The organism is Bacillus andreraoultii (assembly GCF_001244735.1).
GTDB classification, from domain to species: Bacteria; Bacillota; Bacilli; order Bacillales; family Caldibacillaceae; genus Caldifermentibacillus; species Caldifermentibacillus andreraoultii.
The window spans coordinates 1,420,492-1,438,117 of record NZ_LN868937.1 but is presented as its reverse complement, the minus strand read 5'-3'; the positions used below and the strand labels follow the sequence as shown (position 1 = coordinate 1,438,117).

Sequence of the window (17,626 nt, the reverse complement as noted above, 5' to 3'; positions counted from 1 at the left end):
TTAATCTACTTTTACTAAAAACAGAGGTTGGCCAAATTCAACTAATTGACCATTTTGGACAAGGACTTCCACAATCTCCCCGTCAATATCTGCTTCGATTTCGTTGAACAGTTTCATTGCTTCAACGATACAAACAACAGAGTCGCTCTTCACTTTTGTACCAACTTTTACATACGGCTCTGCGTCTGGAGATGGTGCCGAATAAAAGGTACCAACCATTGGTGATATAATTTTATGTAAATTTTCATCCACGACAACTTTTTCTTTTGTCTCATCCATCTTTTCTTCTATCAGTTGTGCTTTTAGCTCAGCAGTTGTTGGTCTTTCTTCCTGCTGTACATTTTTTGCAGCAATTGAATCTTGTTTTATTTGAACTGGTGTATCAACTACTTGCATTTGAGTGGCCTGATTTTTCTTCATGGATAGTTTTATACCATCAGATTCATATTTGAATTCATCGATATTTGATTGGTCTACAAGTCTAATTAATTCACGAATTTCTTGAACTTTTAACATGGTTACACCCCTTTATTTTATGACTAGCTATTAATAGTATACAATAAAATTTTACTGGAGTATATTCCGAATGACAAGAGGATTTGTCTTTAATTTAAGAAAATTGTTTTTTTAAAAGAGAATGAGACTGGGACAAAACTCCAGTAAAATAAAAATTAAGGCGTTGGAGCTTACACTAAAAAGTGTAGACCCAACGCCTTTTTTGTCACAATTCTAGTAAACAAAAAGGGCACCTTTTGATAAAATTAAAGTGACGAAACAATAATTTTGGAGGTGCCCTTATGTTTAAACATTATAACATGAATCAAGTAGTTTTACCGCTAAATTTAGAAATTAAGTTGAAAGAAAACGATATTGCTTTTGCGATCAATGATCTTGTCGAGAGTATTCCCGAAGAAGCTTTCGAGGACTTCATACGACAAACCGGCCGTCCCGCGTATCATCCTCGTATGATGTTGAAAGTCATTTTGTGTGGATATACGCAATCCGTGTTTTCCGGCCGTAAAATAGAAGCTTTATTACAGGATAGTATCCGCATGATGTGGCTGGCTCAAGGACATGAACCTAGCTATCGCACCATCAATCGCTTCCGTTCTAATCCACTCATTGAAAACATCCTACGTGAATGCTTTGTCCAGTTCCGAAATCAGCTCGTGGAAAAGGAATTGATTGAAGAGGAAGCCATTTTTATTGATGGTACAAAAATTGAAGCAAACGCAAATAAGTTCACCTTTGTATGGCGGAAGTCCATTGAAAGATATAGTGATAAGCTAATTGAAAAGTCCAATCAACTGTATGATGAGCTGCTAGAGAAGGAGATCATCCCAGCAATAGAGCGAGAAAAGGAAGAGGAACTTTCCGTCAAAGAAATGGAAGAAGTAGTCGAAAAGTTAGACGAGAAAATCGAGGAATATAATAAAAAGATTGAAGTATCTGAAGTTGGGAGTGAACGGAAAAAGCTCCGTTCCGAACGCAAATTACCCATACAATCTCGGAAGCAATGGATGGATTACATTACTCGCAAACAAAAGTATCAAAACGATATGGAGATTTTCGGTGATCGCAATAGTTACTCAAAGACGGACCCAGATGCGACGTTTATGCGCATGAAGGACGACTACATGAAGAACGGTCAATTGAAAGCTGGTTACAATGTCCAAATTGCGACGGAAGGTCAATATGTGCTCGCTTACGATGTTTTCCCAAACCCGACCGATACACGCACTTTAATTCCTTTTCTCGACACGATTGAAGAAAACTTTTTCGAGCTTCCGGAATTCATTGTCGCGGATGCAGGATATGGTAGCGAACAGAATTATGAAGATATCATCGAGAATCGAAATCGAACGCCACTTATTACATACAATCAATATCGAAAGGAGAAGAAAAAGAAGCATAAGGACAACGCTTTTCATGTAGATAATTGGGAATATAATGAGGACGAAGATACTTTTCTGTGCCCAAATGGTCGGAAAGTACGATTTAGCCATCATTCCAAACGAACAGACAGGTACGGATTCACCCGTGAATTTAAAGTGTACGAGTGTGAGGACTGTTCGGATTGTCCACTCCGCGATTTATGCACGAAAGCAAAAGAAGGGAACAACCGAAAAGTCTACATAAATGAAAAGTGGGAGTCCCAAAAAGAATATGTACGTACGAAGCTTTCAGACGAGAAAACTGGTGAAATTTACGGAAAACGTAAAATTGATGTAGAACCAGCGTTCGGTTTTCTGAAGGCTAATTTAGGTTTCACTCGTTTTTCCGTCAGAGGAAAACAGAAAGTGAAAAATGAATTAGCCTTTGCGTTGATGGCGGTGAATATGAGAAAAGTCACCGCCATCAGCGGTAAAATAGTGACGAGAAATGGAAAAACCCCACAAAAAAGGTTCCAAGCAAATTTTTTATTGCCTGGAACCTTTTTATATACTACTTTTGGCTAGTTATGTCCCAGCCTCATATTGATATATCTTGCATTTTTTATTCGTTTATTTTATCTCATTTTCTCCTTGGAAAGCAACAGTTGGTGTAGAGTTACCCATTTCTTTTTTTACGATTTTAATAATTTCATTCGCGTTTGCTTTAGACGGTTCTTTTCCTTTTACAGTAATTAACACTTCTGATTCATCTGCTTGAACTAAGGCATCCTCATAACCTAGTGTTTGAATAATTAAGTTTTCGACAAACTTTTCCTTTTCAGCAATTTGTTGAAGCCGGTTCATTTCATCCTTTGCCTCACTTCTTTCTTCTACAGGTAGTTCAGTTGAGCCTGCAACTTGTTGTAATTCTTCATACTTTTTACTCCGTTCATCTTGCATTTGGAGACGAATTTCTTCAAATACTTCATCTTTCGCATCTGTAATTGTTGTATTTTCCGTTTTCATTCCTGCATTTTCTTTCTTTGCATCTTTACCTTTTGCCTTTTCTTCTTGACCTACATCAACATTTGCTAAATTATTATTTGTTGGCTCTGCGGTAATATAGTAGACCGACAATACAACAACTAAACTAAGCATCGTTAATAACCAGACCGTTTGCTTTTTTAACATCATTTTATTTCCTCCTTGTTATCACAATTCTTTATATAAATTTAATTATTTATTTTTTAGCAAGTACGGAAACTCGGTGGCTTGGAACATCTAATGTTCTCATTACTGCTTCAATAATTGCTTTCTTTACTTGTACATTTTCTGCACCTTTCGCAACAACTAAAACACCACGAATTACTGGTTTTTTTGTTTCAGATACTAATGGAACTTCTTTATCTCCTTCACGGATGACTACAATTTGTTCTTCCTTTGAATTATCTTCAACTTCTCTTTTACCACCATTTGAGTCCGTTTCACTCGTAATTTGCTTTTTATTAATTATATTTTTCTCATATACAACTTGCTCAGTTGAGTCTACGTTCACAACAATCGATATATCACCAACACCAACAATTGATTCTATCGCTTCTTTTAACTGATTTTCATAATACTCTTCATAGTCGCGCATTGTGGAGGGTTGGCTTTTTTTACTGCTACCAAAAACTTCAGCTTCCTCATCTTCATTTGTATTTGAAGTAACTGCCACAGGGTTAGAGGATTGATTTTTATCTTTTTGCATAAAATTACCGAATAACATGATAGAGATTCCTACAATAAGAATAATCATCATATAATGCTTCTTCTCAAGCTTTTGTTTTTCTTCGCCATTTTTTTGGAATAAATTTTTTATCATGGAAAAAGGTCCTTTATTTTTACTCATCCTCCCTCATTCCCCCTTTCAATCGTTATTTGTAATTTTGATTCATCTACCCCCCATTGTTCAGCAAGGAAGTGCTTAATAGGTTTCATATCTTCAGTGTAAGATTCACGATTCCTATCGTCTCCTAAATGAATGCTAACCTCTTCAACTGGAGTAACTGTTTGATTTTCCCCTGTTTCTACTTTGCTTTTCAATGAAACTTCAATACTTTCAAGATTATTGAATAGATCTTCCATAGAAGTTGTTGATTGTCGTTTACTATTTAAATTAAGCTGTATATTTTTAAATTGTAAATGAAACTTATCCATCAACTCCTTTTCTGTTAACTCCTCTAATTGGACAGCCGTTTGTTTTAAAATATATGCATGTTGTTCTGCTTGTATTTCTATTTTCTTATTTTCTATAGAATTTTCTAAAGAAATATTTTCCTGATCGATACCGATTCCAGTTTTCTTCAGTACCTCATCAACATCAGTCGACAATAGTTTCAATAGGGGCGATAGAAAAATAATAATTAATAATAAGCCAATAACCATTTTCACGTATTTTTGTAGCCCAGTTTGAGGCAGCAACAATTCCACAATGACTGCTAGTAAAATGAACAAGATAATGTTTGTAATCCAACTTGTAAGAAATTCCATCTAATCACCCGCCTATCGAACCATCATCGTTATATTTCCTGCAACGACGATGACAGTTAAGCTTAAAAAAAACATAATAGATACAATTGCTAATGCAGCAAATAAGTAAATAATACTTTTCGAAATAACGTCGAGACAAGTTATAATGGGACCTCCACCTAATGGTTGCAATAAGGCAGCAGAAAATTTATAAATAAAGGCAATAATCAATATTTTCACTGCAGGAAACAATGTTATGAGTAATAAAATCCCCACACCTGCAATACCTACTGTATTTTTTAACAATACAGAAGCACTAATAACTGTATCAGCCGCATCTGTAAACATTCTTCCGACAACAGGGATGAAGTTGCCTGTAACAAATTTCGCTGTTTTTATTGCAACACCGTCAGCCACCGCAGTTGTAGATCCTTGAATAGAAACTACGCTTAAAAATACGGTCATAAATATACCTAACAAACCAATACTCCAATTCCTTAATAGACCTGCCAGTTGTGTTACTTTATATTGACTTGTCAATGTACTTACAATACTTAAAAGGACAGATAAAAATAATAAAGGAAGGACAATTTTATCAACGAACAAACCACTAACATTTGTTAAAAATAATATAACTGGATGAAAAAAACTTGCCGATATTACACCGCCTCCCGTTGCAATTAGGGCGAGTAAAATTGGAATAAAGGCGATGGTAAAATGAATCATATTTTGAATGGCATTCGATGCATACTGGATTGCTACATGAAAGCTATTTAGGGCAATAATCATTAAAACCATAAAAACAATAGAATAAGCAATCTTGGAAACAGTTGTTGTCTCAAATGCATTTTGTAATGACTGAAGAAACATACTAAAGATAGTTAACATAATTAAGGTAACAATTAATTTTCCATTAACGACCATCTCATGAAAAATGAATTTAAACGTACCCGTTGCCCAGTTTTTAAAAGAGAATTCATCCACACCTTTTATATAGTCAACTAAACTCCCTTTTTCTAATTCTGGCAAAAAGCCCCCATACTCTTTCATAATTTGATCCCAAAATGTTTGAATTTCACTCAAATCAAGTTTATCTATTTGTTCATTGACAAGATCTACTGCTGTGTTAGAATTTTCCTGTAATTCTTCACCATTCGTTTCATTGGCGAAAGATATGCTTGTCCACAGGAAAAATATTCCGATTGCTAGGAGCAATGATTTAAATAATGTACTTTGCTTCATCTTTTCACCTCAATGTACGAGCATAACTTCTTACTATATCTATTACAAAGTCATTAACAAAGGTTCATTTCTAGCTACAGTAAATATCTTCTATGATGGAATCATTTTTAATATCATTTCAATTAAAACAGTCAATATTGGAACCGCCATGGCCAAAATAATAATTTTCCCTGCCATTTCAATCTTTGAAGCAATTGAACCTTGCCCCGCATCTTTTGTTATTTGAGCGGCAAATTCAACAATATATGCGATACCAATGATTTTTAAGATTGTTTCAACATAAACAGAGTTAACTTTCGCTTGAATCGCAATCCTTTCGATCATTTGAATGACACTATAAATTTGATCGATTAGAAATAAGAAAATAATACATCCAGTAAACACTGTTAATAAGAAGGCAAAATTTGCTTTTTGTTCTTTCAAGACTAAGGCAAGAAATGTTGCCACTAACCCTATGCTGACAATTTGAAGGATATCAATCGATAATCCCCCCTCTAATTGTTAAATAAAAATACTGATTTTATTTTTTGAAACAAGTCATTTACGATTGTTGCAACTTGAAAAAGGATATAAATAAAACCGAAAAGAGTAACCCATTGGGCATATTCTTTTTTACCCACTTGATCGAGTATCGTCACTAAAAATGCGACAACAATCCCCACACCCGCTATTTTAAAGATCACATCCACATCGATGCCCATCGTATTTCCTCCCTATTCCTTTTACATCAGCAAGATTATGATGAACAGTCCTGATAGGAAACCTAAGTTTCTCATCATCTTTCCATAAGATGCTTGTTTTTCTCTTGCCTCCACTTCTTCTCTTTCTAAGTGAACTAACGTTAGTTGAATTTGTTTCTGCTGTTGAATACGATCATGCCTCCCTAACGTTTCTCCAAATTGTTTCAAAATTTCAAGTTCAGTTTTTTTTAGGTTCGTTTTATTCCACACCCTTTGTAAACTTTGGTCCCATGCAGTTTTTGCCGTTGTCTCATTATTTAGTAAGAGCATCGAAAAGTCTTCAAAGAGTCGATTAATTGGATAATCAATTTGACTAGCAATTCTTCTAGAAGCGTCATGAAGTGGAGCATGTCCAAACATGATTTCCGCTTCTAAACTTTGTAATGCTGATTTTAATAATCTTAGCTGTTTTGTTCTTTCTGTATAGCTTCTCGATATTTCAAACCCAATCCAACTTGTGGCAATTAATATAAAAATCCCACCAATTAGCTTTAACATTCGTTTAACACTCGCTTTTGTAAAATTTTATTTCCGTTTTCATCTTTTATCGCAGAAATCACACCTGGACCACTATCTCTTCGTAACTCAATATATCTTTCAAAAATTTTTTGTTTGAGAATGGGCTGTAATGTCGGCCGCTTCAACAAGTCTTCATATGATTCCCCGTGTGTCGTCATGAACAAACGAATTCCTGCATGTACTGCTTCAAGGATTGCTTCTGTATCTTCTTTCCTCCCAATTTCATCAACAATAAGGACCTCAGGGCTCATGGAACGAATCATCATCATCATTCCTTCAGCTTTTGGACAAGCATCCATCACATCAACCCGCACACCAAAAGTGAGTTGTGGCACGCCCCCAACGCAGCCAGCTATTTCACTACGCTCATCAATGATACCAACTTTTTTTGGAGGTATATTTTTATTAGGGTTCCCAGTCGAAATTATTCTTGCAAAATCTCTTAGCAATGTTGTTTTACCTGTTTGAGGAGGGCCGATAATCATCGTATTTTTCCATTTACCTTGATACATATATGGAACCCAATGGTTAGCAACCCCAATTTTTTCCCTCGCAATTCGAATATTAAATGAAGAAATATCTCGAATCGCTTTCACATGACCTTCGTCAAGGATAACCCTACCAGCTAGTCCAATTCTGTGACCACCTTCAATCGTGATATAGCCTTTTTTCAATTCCTCGTCCAATGTATACAATGAATGCTGACTAATTTTATTTATAAAATGTTCCGCATCTTTTGTTTGCACAATATATGGAAGGTATTGGACTTTTTTATTGGCGATTATTTCAATTGGTCGATTAATTCGAATTCGGAGTTCCTCAATATTTTGAAGGATATCATGTGGAACATGCATTAACTGGTCGGAAATCGCATTCGGCAAATAAGGTATGACTTTTTCCATGTTTATTACCTCTTTCAAAAGTAATCTGTCCACTACTTCTTACTTAAAATGTATTTAAAGACCATCATAAGTATGACAACTATTCTATTATTAAAACTTGTTATTTTTTCTATTGATTCTGTAAAGGGATGTATTCAATTAAGGAGTAGAGTTTAAAGAGGATCTATTTTATTGGCTCTATAATAAATGTTGGGGTTAATAAAAGATTCAAAAAAAAGAGACACACGACTCCTAATTTCCTTTTATACTTGAATTGACAGAAACAAGTTAAAGAAAGGGAGTCGTGTGCAAATGAATAATAACATAATTATGCCAGGATTAGAAGACGTAAAAATACTAAAAGTGGAACAAATGGATGACAGATTAGCGTTGTTTGTTGAAATGGAAGCACGCACACATACTTGTCCTAGATGTGGTGCCAAAACACGACAAATTCATGATTATCGAATGCAGAAAATCAAGCATTTAAAGTGGTTTGAACGCCTCTGCTATATCTTTTATAACAAGAGACGATATCGTTGTGATGCTTGCGAGAAGAGGTTTCCTGAGAAAAACAATTTTGTGGAGCGTTATAAACGGTTTACCAAAGAGTGGAATCAGGCTGTAAACGTGAGAAGTGTTCAAGCCAAAACATTTAAGGAACTAGCTCAACAATATGGTACTTCGATTTCAACGGTTATAAGACGATTTGATGCATTTGCCGAAAATGAAGTAGGGGAAGTTAAGGAACTCCCGAGAGTAATCGCTATAGATGAGTATAAAGGGGATACCAAAGAAGGAAAGTATCAGTTAATCATCGCAAACGGAGATACAAGAGAGCCTTTGGATATATTACCGAATAGAAAAGGAAAAACAATATCACAATACTTACGAAAGTATGGGGCCAATGTAGAAATAGTCATTATGGACATGAGCCATTCCTTTAAATCGGCTGTACGAAAGGCCTTAGATCATCCACTAATTATAGCCGACCATTTTCATTTTTGTCGCTATATCTATTGGGCACTTGATAAAGTAAGAAGGCGGATTCAGTCAGATTGGAATGATTATGACCGGAAAAAGTGTAAAAAAATGAGATATGTATTTTACAAAGATAGTGCGAAACTAACCGAAAACGAGAGATGGTACCTAGATCGATACCGTGGTATGTCGAAGGAACTAGATATGGCGTATCAATTAAAAGAGGCTTATTGTGAATGGTTCAAACAAGCGAAAGAAAATGGTTCAGAAGGTATGCGTAAAACCAAAGAAGGCTTAAACACGTTTTATCAGTTAGTTAGAGATACTGGAGTGCAGGAATTTCTACGCAGCATACGGACGTTTAAAAACTGGGAAAAAGAAATTTTAAATAGTTTTATGTATAGCTATTCTAATGGATTTCTGGAAGGAATAAATAACCACACAAAGGTAATAAAACGGAATGCGTATGGTTTCAGAAACTTCAAACGAGCAAGAGCTAGAATATTGTTATCACACAAGTATAAAGGAATAGGGGTCCATCTAGGCTAGAAATAATCCCCCTTTTATTGTAGGTATGAATTTTATTTCATACCTACAATAAAAGGTCACCAAGCGAAAGCGCGGTAGCTTAACCCCAACATTTGACAAAGAACCATTTTATTAAAGAAATGAAACTTATTTACATAAAAAAAGAACCTTGAACAGTTGTCAAAGTTCTTATCTTACGACTATTAAAGTTCCTTATGCTCTAGAAACATATGAACCATCAGATGTATTAATGATTAAGCGGTCACCAACGTTAACAAAGAATGGTACTTGAACAACAAGGCCTGTTTCAACGGTAGCCGGCTTGGAACCACCTGAAGCTGTATCACCTTTAATCCCTGGTTCAGTATCTGTTACTTCTAATTCAACCGTATTTGGTAGTTCAACACCTAATGTTTCACCTTGAAACATCATAATATGAACTTCCATATTTTCTTTTAAAAAGTTCAATTCGTATTCGATTTGACTAGCAGGAAGTTCTACTTGTTCATAGTTCTCTGTATCCATGAATACGTGTGAATCTCCACTTGCATATAAATATTGCATCGTACGGTTATCAATTTGCGCTTTTTCTACTTTTTCACCGGCACGGAATGTTTTTTCTTGTACTGCTCCTGTACGAAGGTTACGTAGTTTTGAACGTACAAATGCTGCACCTTTTCCTGGTTTTACGTGTTGGAAGTCAAGTACGCGCCAAATTCCTCCATCCACTTCAATCGTAAGACCTGTTTTAAAATCATTTACTGATATCATGTATTTTCCTCCTGATCATTACAAAATAATAAGTTCTTTTGTTGAATGGGTAAGTGGTTCATTACCCTGATCGGTTATGACTAAGTCATCTTCAATTCGAACGCCACCTAAACCTGGTACATAAATTCCTGGTTCGCACGTTACAACCATGCCTGGTTCAAGAATAATATCCGAGTTTTTGGAAAGTGCTGGGCCCTCATGGATTTCCAAACCAATTCCATGGCCAGTCGAATGGCCAAAATCATCACCGTGACCGTGTTCTGTTATGTAATCGCGCGTTATTGCATCCGCTTCTTTACCAGTAATTCCTGGACGAATTTGTTCCATTCCTTTTAACTGTGCATCTAAAACAATTTGATAAATTCTTTTTAATTCCTCACCAGGATCACCTACTGCAATCGTACGGGTTATATCTGAAACATACCCATTATAATAGGCACCGTAGTCCATTGTGATCATATCACCTTTTTCAATCACTTTACTAGAGGCAACACCATGAGGTAAAGCAGAATTTAGCCCTGACGCTACAATTGTGTCGAAAGAAGATGACGTCGCTCCACATCTTCTCATGAAAAATTCAAGTTCATTTGCTACTTCTAATTCAGTCAAGCCTGGACGGATAAAGTCTAAAATATGTTTAAAAGCTGCATCGGCAATATCACAAGCCACCTTTATTATATTAATCTCTTCTACCGTCTTAATCAACCGTAATTTTTCCACTACTCCACGGACTGGGATTAACGTACCTTCAATCTCTTTATCATATACTTGATACATGGCATAGGTGATATCTTCTTCTTCAAATCCTAATTGTTCGATTCCCTTCTCTTTACAGATGCGAGCAACCTCTTTTGGAATTGGACCAACATGTTGAACGATCTCAAATCCAACCGCTTGTCTTTTCGCTTGCTCAACATATCGGAAATCTGTTATGAAGTACGCGTTGTCTTCTGTTATCAATGCTACTCCAGCCGTGCCAGTAAAATTCGCTATGTAACGACGATTATATGGATTCGTAATTAATAATGCTTGTATACCGATATGACTAAATTCATTACGAAGACGCTCTAATTTTTTCATAGATTATTCTCTCCCTTTTCACATTAACAACCTATATTCTACCATATAATGTATGACTTTACAGAGAAACTTGTAAGCCAATATACAAGTTATTTAATAATTATAACTCATTTTGTTCTTTCTTTTCTTGATATTCATATGATATCGAATAACCAACAAACATACCGAATAATAAATATAAACAAAAAGTAGTAAGAATTGTATTACGATCTAACTTTGTTATTGGGTTAAAACCTGGGAATAAAGGATTTAATATAATGAATACGACAAGAAAGAGAACCGTTCCGTATGCAAGACTAACCCACATTTTCGAAAATTTTTTTAATGTAAAGTAGTATAGGAATGCTGCAACAACTCCTAAAACACCTAGCACAATTAACGAAATGATCACGCCAATCCAGCCTGTTTTCCACTCTCCTACTGCCCACGGTTCTAAAACTGTACTCGGTCTGATCTCTGTAAAATTAAAATAATATGCGATATAGCTAATTGCCCCCCAAAATACACCACCGATAAAACCGGTTATGGCAGAAGTTGTTGCAAGTGACATTGGTTTAGCATGTTGATTTTGTTCTAATTTTGCTTTTCCCACAAAAAAACACCTCCAATAATAGTATGTCCTGATTAATTGTGTTTTTTCATGAATTATCCGCATTAATGTAGAGCTTTCTGCTATTTTTTTGTAAAATATAATTAGGGGATTCATATATTTTTACTTACTTATTTTATGAGATAATTTGTTATGATTGATGTTTAAAATATAAACTTTTTGCTTATGATGCTTATAGGAGGTGGTCCTGATGAATGGAAAGTTATCAAAGTATTTAACAAGTTTCATTTTTTTATTAGGAGTTATCGGTCTCCTCGTTTTGCTATTTAACGAACCTATCCGCTTAGTTCGGTATATTGTAGGAAGTATAATAGTAATTGGAATCGTTTACTTTGTTATGAAAAGATTTATGTTTTCGAATCAATCCATTAAGAAGGAACAAAAAGCATTTATAAAGGCAGCCAGGCAATCCAAAAAAAGAACAAAAAAAGGGGCCAAGCAGGCAAATATTAGAAAGCAACAAGCTTTACGAAAAAGATATGCATCTAATGCCCACTTGACAGTCATCGAAGGAAAAAAAGGGAAGAAAAAAAATCGTGCTCTTCATTAATCTTTTAATTTTCGCTCCATTCGTATAATTAAAAAGTCCATTTTTTTAAAAAGTTTAACGTTCGTTCTCTACCGAGTTCAATTAAATTTGATTTCCCTTCTTCTGTTATTCCAAATTCAGTCGTTAGAAGACCATCTGTTGGGATAAATATTATATTCTTCACATGCTTTTGAGAAATATATCGTGAATCATGGGCATCTTTCATCGTTGAAAATAAAGCTTCGAACATTTGAAGAGCATTTTTTATCTCCTTTGGGGGGCGCTCATTATTATTTGGGCTAAGTTTTATTCCGAGTACTGGGCGTTCCTTAATCACATTTTCTTGGTCAAATAACCACATTGGGAAATTACTAAGCACACCACCATCAACGATGATAATTTTACGTTGATTCATCTTGATACGAACTGGTTCAAAAAAGTAAGGTAAACTACAACTCATGCGAATTGCTTTTGCAATTGGAAAGCTTTCAAAAGGAATATTGTATTTATAAAGATCATTAGGGAGAACGAGGATACGACCATTAGATAAGTCTGAAGCAATAATTCGTAATACACCAGGAGGAAGATCACCAAACGTTCGTACACCTTTTTTTTGTAATGTTTGATCAAACCAGTTTTCTAACGCTTGTCCTTTGTACATTCCAAGTCGCCAATAAATGGGTATCCATTTCAATACTTTGAGCGGTATGAAGGTTTTCGGCTCATCAAGCATCATTGTTAATTCTAATTTATCCAACTCCTCATACATTTCCTCACTATTAAACCCTGCAGCAATGAGCGCGGCAATAATTGCACCAGCACTCGTACCTGCTACACGTTTAAACTTAAAGCCTTTTTCTTCTAAAGCTTGGTAAGCACCAATATAGGCTAACCCTTTAATCCCACCACCTGAGAATACCCCGTCAATATACATTTGTAACCGCCCCCGTATCGTTATTCTTTGACAAACGAAAGTCGGAAATAAACATTTTACTTTATCATTCAATATTAATCGTTTCGTCTTGAAAATAGTACTGTTGGCAAGCTTTTTTATGAAAATTTCAAGATTATGTTGAAGAATTTGTTTGATTTCATTCTTTTTAATTCCCATTTTCATCATTTTATCATTTCATTTGTATACCTTTTGACTTATTAACGTCAAATGTTAAACATTTAAGTTTCAAAACTATAAGCGAACTAGACAAAATATGATGTTTTATGATAAATTATTACAATGAAAATTGTTTTTTTTTATTTAATACACGTAAATCGATGAAGAGGAAAGTAGTTTTTGCTATCATCAGGTAGCGAGTCAGGGACGGTGAAAGCCTGGTGATGAAGCAATGTATGAAAAACACCTTTGAGATCTAACCGAATGGGATATCTTTAGTAGGCTTAGACGTTACCAGCACTTTAACGACTGGGAAAGCAATATTAGCTTTAAAGTTGGTCAGATGATGACAATTTGGGTGGTACCGCGGAAGTTTGCCTTTCGTCCTTTATGTTGGGGATAGAAGGCTTTTTTTGTAAAAAATTACCATTAGGAGGCTAACTATGATAAGGACTGTAGTAAAAGATTTATACAGAAATCAAGAAAATTACAAGGACAAAACGGTTCAACTTTCAGGATGGATTCGTACGCTTCGTGACTCCAAAACGATTGGATTTATGGAATTAAATGACGGAACATTTTTTAAAAGTGTACAAGTCGTTTTCGAGGAATCTCTTGACAACTTCAAAGAAATTACAAAATTACCAATCAGCTCTTCTGTATTAGTAGAAGGTGAATTTGTTTTGACACCAGAGATGAAACAGCCTTTTGAAATTAAAGCAACAAAAATTTGTATTGAAGGGTTATCAGACGGGGATTATCCTTTACAAAAAAAGAGACATTCCCTTGAATATTTAAGAACGATTGCACATTTACGTCCAAGAACAAATACCTTTTCAGCTGTTTTCAGAGTAAGATCTCTAGCGTCTTACGCCATACATAAGTTCTTTCAAGAAAAAGGATTTGTTTATGTCCATACACCGATTATAACCGGAAGTGATACGGAAGGTGCTGGGGAAATGTTTCGCGTCACATCAATGAATTTGAACCAGCTCCCAAAAACTGAAGATGGAAAAGTAGATGACAGCGCAGATTTCTTCGGTCAAGAAACGAACTTAACTGTTAGTGGTCAATTAAATGCAGAATCCTTTGCACTCGCTTTCCGAAATGTGTATACTTTTGGTCCAACCTTTAGGGCTGAAAATTCAAATACAGCGAGACATGCAGCAGAATTCTGGATGATTGAGCCAGAAGTTGCCTTTGCAGAATTACCAGATATTATGGATCTCGGTGAAGAAATGGTCAAGTATGTCATTCATTACATTTTTGAACATGCCCCTGAAGAAATGGCCTTCTTCAACCGTTTTATTGATAAGACGCTTATTGACAGATTAAAGAATGCAGTAGAATCTGATTTCGGCAGAGTTACGTATACAGAAGCTGTTGAATTGTTAAAAAACTCTGGTAAGAAATTTGACTACCCTGTTGAATGGGGAATGGATTTACAAACAGAACATGAACGTTATCTTAGCGAGGAAATTTATAAACGTCCTGTTTTCGTAACCGATTATCCGAAAGAAATTAAAGCATTTTATATGAGAGCAAACGACGATGGTAAAACAGTGGCTGCTACTGACCTATTAGTTCCCGGTATTGGTGAGTTAATTGGGGGAAGTCAACGTGAAGAAAGAGAAGATGTTCTTGCAAATAGAATTAAAGAGCTTGGAATGACGGAAGAAGACTACTGGTGGTATCTCGAGCTTAGAAAATACGGTGGTACAAAGCATTCTGGCTATGGAATTGGTTTTGAACGACTTGTTATGTACTTAACTGGAATGAAGAACATTCGCGATGTAATACCGTTCCCACGTACACCAGGAAATGCAGAATTTTAATTAAACTAAGTTTATACACGAAGACAGTAGAGTGCTTTGGCATTCTATTGTCTTTTTTGCTAATAGGAAGGATCTAGCAGCTACATCAAAGTCGAAAAACTTTCTTTCTCATCAAGCAAACCTTAGTTTCTTTGGTTGTCTAAAGGATCAAGTCCAAAGTTTTTTATCAATTCCTTCGATTTACAACCGAATTTTATCCTACAAAGTGACATTTTTCCTAGCACCCATAGCTCAATCTATTACAAAAGGGTAACGACTCAGCATGGAGTTGTTACCCTAATCTTCATTTCATACATTTTAAAAGGAATAAGAAAGTAAATATTATTCAATTCAACTTCTACTTTCTTAACGCATAAGGCAAAAGGAAAGCTTCTTGTTAATAAACATGTATTTTATTTTTGTCAAACTCCGCCTCTTTTTTCATCTTTAACAAGACAGCCAATCGGCGTTATTTTCATCGATACATCTGTTTAAAAACAGAATGATTTTATTTTAAGGTCACATACAATTCTTAACTGTTGATTACAAACCACATTTTAATTGAGCTCCGCAGTTATCACAAGTGTTGCAACCACCAATCTCTTTCACTTTTCCCTTGCGACAAACCGGACAAGTATCGCCAATTTCAGAACCAATTGTCACATCTGTTGAACGAAGATCTTGAATCGTTTCAACAAGTACAACTTTTGGTATATCATGATGATGTTCTTCTTGATGACTGTTTTCTTCAGCTTTCAATGTTAATACTTGGGAATCACGACTTCCATCAACATACACCGTTCCACCCTTTGCACCGCCATTGTAAAGACGTTCATATACTTTTTGTACTTGCTCTACTGTATATCCTTGTGGTGCATTAACGGTCTTGCTAATTGATGAATCAACCCAACGTTGGATCACACATTGAACATCGGCATGGGCTTCCGGTGCTAATTCCATTGCTGTAACGAACCAATTCGGTAATTCATCAGATGAAACTTCTGGATGTTTATCTAAATATTCTTGAACAATTTCTGCCTTCACTTCAATAAATTTACCAAGACGACCACTTCGATAATAGGTGAAGGAGAAGTAAGGTTCAAGACCCGTTGATACCCCAACCATTGTACCTGTGGATCCAGTTGGCGCAACGGTTAGCAAATGAGAATTGCGAATTCCGTTTTCTAGTATGGATTTTCTTATATCTTCAGGCATTTTCTTCATATAGCCCGTTTCGATAAAAGCAGCACGTAAACGATTTGTTTCTTCTTCGGTTTCACCAACTAAAAATGGGAAACTACCTTTTTCTTTCGCCAATTCAACAGATTCACGATAAGCTGTCGTCGCAATTATTTCAAACACTCTGTCGACAAGCTCATTTCCTTCACTAGATCCATATTCTTTTTCACAATAAATGAGTAAATCGGCAAGACCCATTACACCAAGACCTACCCGGCGTTCACCAAGCGCTTGTTTTTTATTTTCTTCTAAAAAGTATGGAGTCGCATTAATGACATTATCTTGCATTCTTACTCCGGTTCTAACCGTTTGTTTTAATTTTTCAAAGTCCACTTGTTTTGTTTCTCTATTGACCATATTTGCCAAATTTACTGCAGCTAAATTACATACAGAATATGGTGCGAGCGGTTGTTCTCCACACGGATTTGTTGCGACAACTTTTTGTCCGTAGGCGCGGGCATTTGTCATATCATTCGCATTGTCGATAAAGAAAATTCCAGGTTCTGCTGAATATGTTGCACAAATATTTATCAAATTCCATAATTCTTTTGCCTTGATTTTACGGTAAGTGCGAACACGAAACCCACTTTTTTCCCATTCTCGAACATCGCCGACTTCATGCCATTTTTCGTTATATTCTTTCATTTCTTCCGGATTATATCTCTCTACGTCCGGGAAGCGTAGTTCATATTCACTATCATTTTCAACAGCTTCCATAAATTCTTTTGTAATACATACGGAAATATTAGCCCCCGTTAAAAATTCTGGATTGTTAACATCATACGTTCCACCATCACGTAATTTTTCTTCAGCGTCTTCAATGATTTCTTTCGTAAATCCACCAAAGCCAGGAATATCTTTGAATCGAACAATTCCTTCGTACATTGTCCGCTCTTTTTCTTTTAACGGAATAAATTTCAATTTCTCTTCAGCAAGTTTTTTAATTTGTTCGTCTTCGGTATTTTCAATTAAGAATCGTAATATTCTTGGGTTTTGCATTTTCGATATGATAAATTCAATTATATCAGGGTGCCACGTTATTACCGTCCCTTTCAGGATATTACACTGCCTTTTTGCAGTCGGACTAGACTATATCATCACCCTCTAGCTCTCTAGTAGGGGTCGGGCGCTTATGGGAGATTATTGTTGGGACTCACTCCCTAGTCGTTGAACCTTCGCCATTACCTATGCCCAAT

At 35.6% G+C, this 17,626-nt stretch carries 17 protein-coding genes and 1 pseudogene; 4 read left to right on the top strand and 14 right to left on the bottom strand.

Annotated features, from left to right (window positions below; genetic code table 11):
* The gene (gene accB, locus BN2144_RS12025) at positions 1-516 is read right to left on the bottom strand and encodes an acetyl-CoA carboxylase biotin carboxyl carrier protein (RefSeq protein WP_033828449.1); all 516 of its coding nucleotides are present in this window, start codon (positions 514-516) and stop codon (positions 1-3) included.
* 281 nt (positions 517-797) lie between these two features.
* Here accB and BN2144_RS12020 point away from each other — a divergent pair, with 281 nt between their 5' ends.
* Positions 798-2,459: an IS1182 family transposase gene (locus BN2144_RS12020; protein ID WP_230199692.1), complete on the top strand. Its 1,662-nt coding sequence runs from the start codon at positions 798-800 to the stop codon at positions 2,457-2,459.
* Between the two features lie 45 nt (positions 2,460-2,504).
* Here the strand turns inward: BN2144_RS12020 and BN2144_RS12015 are convergent, their stop codons facing one another.
* The 8 genes from BN2144_RS12015 to spoIIIAA all read right to left on the bottom strand — a co-directional run bounded on the left by BN2144_RS12015 (position 2,505) and on the right by spoIIIAA (position 7,788).
* A complete protein-coding gene (locus BN2144_RS12015) occupies positions 2,505-3,068 on the bottom strand; it encodes a SpoIIIAH-like family protein (RefSeq protein ID WP_033828448.1) in 564 nt (187 codons plus the stop codon).
* A 46-nt stretch (positions 3,069-3,114) separates the two neighbouring features.
* Positions 3,115-3,765 carry a stage III sporulation protein AG gene (spoIIIAG, locus tag BN2144_RS12010; RefSeq protein WP_033828447.1) on the bottom strand — a complete coding sequence of 217 codons (651 nt, stop codon included), beginning with the start codon at positions 3,763-3,765 and terminating at the stop codon, positions 3,115-3,117.
* Positions 3,762-4,406 (bottom strand): stage III sporulation protein AF, encoded by a 645-nt coding sequence (gene spoIIIAF / locus BN2144_RS12005; RefSeq protein ID WP_033828446.1) that lies wholly within the window; start codon positions 4,404-4,406, stop codon positions 3,762-3,764. The genes spoIIIAG and spoIIIAF overlap by 4 nt, the downstream gene beginning before the upstream one ends.
* A gap of 12 nt (positions 4,407-4,418) precedes the next feature.
* A complete protein-coding gene (gene spoIIIAE / locus BN2144_RS12000) occupies positions 4,419-5,627 on the bottom strand; it encodes a stage III sporulation protein AE (RefSeq protein WP_033828445.1) in 1,209 nt (402 codons plus the stop codon).
* 90 nt (positions 5,628-5,717) lie between these two features.
* Positions 5,718-6,101, bottom strand: coding sequence for a stage III sporulation protein AD (gene spoIIIAD, locus BN2144_RS11995; RefSeq protein WP_033828444.1), 384 nt, complete (start codon positions 6,099-6,101; stop codon positions 5,718-5,720).
* A gap of 20 nt (positions 6,102-6,121) precedes the next feature.
* Entirely contained in the window at positions 6,122-6,328 is a 207-nt protein-coding gene (spoIIIAC, locus tag BN2144_RS11990; protein WP_033828443.1) for a stage III sporulation protein AC, read from the bottom strand.
* 21 nt (positions 6,329-6,349) lie between these two features.
* Positions 6,350-6,865, bottom strand: coding sequence for a stage III sporulation protein SpoIIIAB (gene spoIIIAB, locus BN2144_RS11985; RefSeq protein ID WP_033828442.1), 516 nt, complete (start codon positions 6,863-6,865; stop codon positions 6,350-6,352).
* On the bottom strand, positions 6,859-7,788 hold the full coding sequence (spoIIIAA, locus tag BN2144_RS11980) for a stage III sporulation protein AA (protein ID WP_033828441.1): 930 nt from the start codon (positions 7,786-7,788) through the stop codon (positions 6,859-6,861). The genes spoIIIAB and spoIIIAA overlap by 7 nt, the downstream gene beginning before the upstream one ends.
* A 285-nt stretch (positions 7,789-8,073) precedes the next feature.
* Between spoIIIAA and BN2144_RS11975 the strand changes: the two genes are divergently transcribed.
* Entirely contained in the window at positions 8,074-9,297 is a 1,224-nt protein-coding gene (locus BN2144_RS11975; RefSeq protein ID WP_082195149.1) for an ISL3 family transposase, read from the top strand.
* A 192-nt stretch (positions 9,298-9,489) separates the two neighbouring features.
* Here the strand turns inward: BN2144_RS11975 and efp are convergent, their stop codons facing one another.
* The 3 genes from efp to BN2144_RS11960 form a co-directional block, all read right to left on the bottom strand.
* Complete coding sequence (efp, locus tag BN2144_RS11970; protein WP_033828440.1) at positions 9,490-10,047, bottom strand: elongation factor P; 558 nt, start codon at positions 10,045-10,047, stop codon at positions 9,490-9,492.
* A gap of 18 nt (positions 10,048-10,065) precedes the next feature.
* The gene (locus tag BN2144_RS11965; RefSeq protein ID WP_033828439.1) at positions 10,066-11,127 is read right to left on the bottom strand and encodes a M24 family metallopeptidase; all 1,062 of its coding nucleotides are present in this window, start codon (positions 11,125-11,127) and stop codon (positions 10,066-10,068) included.
* Positions 11,128-11,227: 100 nt separating this feature from the next.
* Entirely contained in the window at positions 11,228-11,719 is a 492-nt protein-coding gene (locus BN2144_RS11960) for a YqhR family membrane protein (RefSeq protein WP_033828438.1), read from the bottom strand.
* A 208-nt stretch (positions 11,720-11,927) separates the two neighbouring features.
* Here BN2144_RS11960 and BN2144_RS11955 point away from each other — a divergent pair, with 208 nt between their 5' ends.
* Positions 11,928-12,287 carry an SA1362 family protein gene (locus tag BN2144_RS11955; RefSeq protein WP_033828437.1) on the top strand — a complete coding sequence of 120 codons (360 nt, stop codon included), beginning with the start codon at positions 11,928-11,930 and terminating at the stop codon, positions 12,285-12,287.
* A gap of 28 nt (positions 12,288-12,315) precedes the next feature.
* Here BN2144_RS11955 and BN2144_RS11950 read toward each other — a convergent pair whose 3' ends face one another.
* Positions 12,316-13,200: a patatin-like phospholipase family protein gene (locus tag BN2144_RS11950; protein WP_033828622.1), complete on the bottom strand. Its 885-nt coding sequence runs from the start codon at positions 13,198-13,200 to the stop codon at positions 12,316-12,318.
* 620 nt (positions 13,201-13,820) lie between these two features.
* On the opposite strand from BN2144_RS11950, the gene asnS reads away from it, so the two are divergent.
* Positions 13,821-15,212 (top strand): asparagine--tRNA ligase, encoded by a 1,392-nt coding sequence (asnS, locus tag BN2144_RS11945; RefSeq protein WP_033828436.1) that lies wholly within the window; start codon positions 13,821-13,823, stop codon positions 15,210-15,212.
* A gap of 522 nt (positions 15,213-15,734) precedes the next feature.
* On the opposite strand, the pseudogene BN2144_RS11940 reads toward asnS, so the two are convergent.
* Positions 15,735-17,465 (bottom strand): annotated as a pseudogene (locus tag BN2144_RS11940) (vitamin B12-dependent ribonucleotide reductase); the annotation flags it as partial.
* Positions 17,466-17,626 lie beyond the last annotated feature (161 nt).